The sequence below is a fragment of the Candidatus Angelobacter sp. genome, from assembly GCA_035607015.1.
Taxonomy (GTDB): domain Bacteria; phylum Verrucomicrobiota; class Verrucomicrobiia; order Limisphaerales; family AV2; genus AV2.
In genome coordinates this window covers 1-3,751 of record DATNDF010000124.1, presented here as the reverse complement: position 1 = coordinate 3,751, position 3,751 = coordinate 1, and the positions used below count along the sequence as shown (strand labels likewise).

3 protein-coding genes are annotated in these 3,751 nt (G+C 59.2%); 1 reads left to right on the top strand and 2 read right to left on the bottom strand.

All coding sequences use genetic code 11. The features are described 5' to 3' along the window. The coding region (locus VN887_05205; protein HXT39400.1) for a hypothetical protein at positions 1 to 419 on the top strand (419 nt) is incomplete at its 5' end. A gap of 248 nt (positions 420 to 667) precedes the next feature. Here the strand turns inward: VN887_05205 and VN887_05200 are convergent. Together VN887_05200 and VN887_05195 are read right to left on the bottom strand one after the other, a co-directional pair. Next, a complete protein-coding gene (locus VN887_05200; GenBank protein HXT39399.1) occupies positions 668 to 1,474 on the bottom strand; it encodes a prepilin-type N-terminal cleavage/methylation domain-containing protein in 807 nt (268 codons plus the stop codon). Between the two features lie 168 nt (positions 1,475 to 1,642). Continuing rightward, positions 1,643 to 3,751, bottom strand: a 2,109-nt coding sequence (locus tag VN887_05195; protein ID HXT39398.1) for an ATP-dependent helicase C-terminal domain-containing protein, incomplete at its 5' end; no start/stop codon positions are given.

Genomic DNA, 3,751 nt, shown 5'->3' with positions numbered 1-3,751 from the left:
ACCTCATCCTCGACAACGAACTCGACAGCGGCGACAAACCAAGCGAGCTGGTCTGGCTGAACGCATCGCGCATTCGACAGGGCGCATGGGACGCCAAGTATTATCTCGAGGTGCGTTATCAGGCGCTGCCGCAGACCGGGTATCTCGACATCGCGCCGGGCGAAACCCTCATGCTGACGGTGGACGGGCAAAGGATGAAATTCGGCGGGGTCGGCAGCTTGAACGAGCGAAAGGAAATGAGTGGCACGCTGCTGGAGCATGCCATTTACGAGGTCAAGGTGGACGACCTCCGCAAGATCGCCAAAGCGAGGGAGGTCAAGGTGGACATCGCCGGGGGCCAGCGCACGGTGCATCGCGAGTTCAAACCGGCCAACATTGAAAAATTCCGGACGTTCGTGCTGACCTACATGGGGTTTTGAGAGCTGTCAGCCTGTCAGGCTTCATGCACATGAATGCTCTCAATCCGATCCGGACCTTAAAGCCGCCTCGGGGCGGGATACTTCTTCTGTAACGTCGCTTCAAGTTTCGGATCGCTGTTCGCTCTGAACGCCGGCCAGTTGAAAGTCGCTGCCAGGCGTTTTTTCGTCCGTCGAGGCCACGCCCAAGAGATCCGCAAGGGGTTTAAGATTGCGCAGGCATCCACCTTCCCGAGCAGTCAGCGCGCGGGTCACGGAACCGGATGGCCGTCGTAGGTCCAGTTAATGTCGGGCCGTCCGGGATCGCCAGCCTTCGCGCCGGTGTTGGTGCAGATGTACGAATACTTGAAATAGCTGGCGTGGCCGTCGGCGAAGGCCAGGTTCGCGCCAGCGTTATGGCGTGAGGAAATCTGAGCGGTGTAACAATGGGAAACTCCCAGTTCATGAGTCGGGCGCTTACCGTAAAAGGGTACCTCCGTCGAATGCGTCCGTACGTCAGAGAGAAGAACAAACGCCGAGGGATTTGATACCTGCCGGGCACTGGACACGACGTTGGTCGGCAGGCCCGCGTTCCCTTTGTAATTCATCCCATAGTTAAACACGACGCGATCCAGCGGGTTGAGTTCGGGCGCCTTCGCGGCTGAGGTTGGGCAGGTGAAGATCGTTCTGCCATTGACGAAATCGCCTGGATTGGCGGCGTACTGCCAGAGAGGTTTCTTGTCAACGTAGGGAGGCAGGACGTTATACCACGCGAAGTTGCCCTGACCGGCGGCGGCAAACACGGCCAGATCGCCCCAATGAACGCTGTCTTCATCGTAACCGGAGGGGGCATCTGGCGTTCCGCTGGGGATTTTCGCCGTGGGAAACAACTGGCCATTGTCATCCAGATACATCGTCTCGGCCAGGCCCCATTGTTTGAGATTGCTAATACAGCCGATGCGGCGGGCACTTTCCTTTGCCCGCGCCAGGGCGGGCAAAAACAAACCGGCCAGGATGGCGATGACAGCGATAACGACCAACAACTCGATGAGTGTGAAAGCTCGTTTATGGTTCAGCATAGAAACTGAGCGGGACGTTAATGAGATTAGGTCTCAGTGTCAACAGAGATTACTCGATTCCCTTTCCGGAAGGTGGCTGCCCTCGACCTCAAACTTCATCACCTTGCCTCCGGGCTAAACAGCGGCGGGGCGTTGAACACGGTGAAGCGTCGAGGTCTCTTGATTCCTTTAAAGCCATCCCACGCCCGGATATTTTTTCTGTAGCGCGGGTCTTAGTTTTGGATAGTTGTTCGCCTTGAACGCCGGCCAGTTGAACGTGGCTTCGATCCGTTTGCCGTCGGGCGCGCAAAGCCAGAGTTTGACCGGCAGTTTTCCCTCACAAACGTACGGATGTTCCTTGAGCGCGAAACATTCGTGCAATTTTGCCGACAACTCCGGAGGGTTCGGCCCGCTCTCTTCGCTGCGCGCGCTTTCCACGTAAAGCAGTTTGACCTTTCGTCCGTCCGGCCAGGTGACAGTCTGGGGTGCGAGTTCATCAAGCCAGTCGAGTTGTTCCTTCGCGAGATGTTTCAGGAATTCGTCGCGCACATGCGTAGCCTGCGCTTCTTTCACCAGGGTTAGACCCCGAAACGCCCGCGCCAGACATTCGGTCTTCGATGCGTCGTCGAACGGCGGGAACTCCAGTTCCGGCATCACCGCGCAAATGAGATTCACGCGTGCGATGAACTGTTTCACGTCGTGGTTGATCAGCGGGAGTTCGAAGTAGCCTTTGCAATGTGCCTCCGCCAGGCAACGCCCTGCCGCCGCAGGGTCAACATCACGCTGGTGTTCATGATGGATGACGAGATCTTGAAATCGCACCAGCTTCACCGCTGCGACGCGCTTATGCGTGCGGTCAAAGAGATGCTCGACCGTGGTTGCGAGTTGTTCCAGAAACATTTCCTCGATCCATTCACGCTTCACCGCGGTGGCGAGTCCGAGCAGCGTCAGGTTCTCCGATGTGCGGGCCCGCACTTCGCGTATCGTTGCAGCGATGAAGAGCGTTGCATTCTGCACGACACTCTCCCGCACCAGGTTTCCGTGCCGGCCCTCGGTCAAATCGCAATCGAGCGTCCCCTGGCTGCGCCGCACGCAAAGCTGGTCAACGAAGCCGGACAGGATGCACTTGAGCAGCCCCTCATCGGTTGTTTTTTGGTTTTGGACCGCAGGACCCGACTCTTCACGCCCGGCCAATCCCTGTTTGCCCGCGATGTCCAGAATCTGTTGATAGGTCTGTTCGACCTGACGCGCGGTCTGCGCGTGGACGCCATAACGTCGGCACTGCTCGGTGTTGAAGTTGGAGTTCCTGGCAAACTGAAACGCACGCATCAAGGTGAAGAAGTCCGAGTCCTGGCTCGCTTCGAACAGCTCGCGCGCCTCGGCGATATGAGTGTCGTCACGACCCGGGCGCATCAATAAATCGCGTCCGCTGACCAGCGCCGCGCACAGTGTGGCTGCCGGCACACAGCGATGTCTGGCAGCCTCGACCAGCATCCGCGAATAGCGCGGGTGCATGGGCAATCGAAGCATCTGCCGGCCAATCGGGGTGAGGTCCGAATGGTTGGCAGGCGTTTCGTCCGATCGGTCTGTCAGCGCGCCGAGGGTCCGCAGTAACTTTTCGGCACGCTCGACCGCCTGTGGGTCAGGTTTGTCCAGCCAGTCAAACTCCGCGGCGCGCTTGATGCCGAGCGAGTGCAGCAACAGGACCACTTCCGCCAGATCGCAGCGCTGGATTTCCGGCGTGTTGCACTCCGGGCGGTTCAAATGCCCGCTCTCCGTCCAAAGCCGATGGCACGTGCCCGGAGCCGTTCTGCCGGCGCGTCCTTTTCGCTGTTCCGCCGAGGCACGGCTGATCTCCTCGATGAACAGAGTGCCGATGCCGCGCTCGGCATCATAGCGCGCGATCCGCGCGACGCCGCTGTCCACGACGTGCCGAATGCCGTCAATGGTCACCGATGTTTCGGCGACGTTCGTCGCCACGACCACTTTGCGCAGAGGATTCGGTTGAAACGCAAGGTCTTGTTCCTCCGCCGGCAGATCGCCGTGCAGTGGAATCAACGCGAGACGCTCGCCCGTCCGCGCCGCGCGAATGGCGCCGACGGTCGAGTTAATTTCACCCATGCCCGGCATGAAAACGAGGATGTCGCCGGGTTCGTCGGCGTTGACGATACGTTCCACCGTGTCAGCGGCCTGTTCGGTGACCTGACGCTCGTCTTTCTGCTCGAGGTATCGGACTTCGACCGGAAAACTCTGACCTTCGGAAACAAGGATGGGGGAGTCGTTCAGGTACGTAGCGAC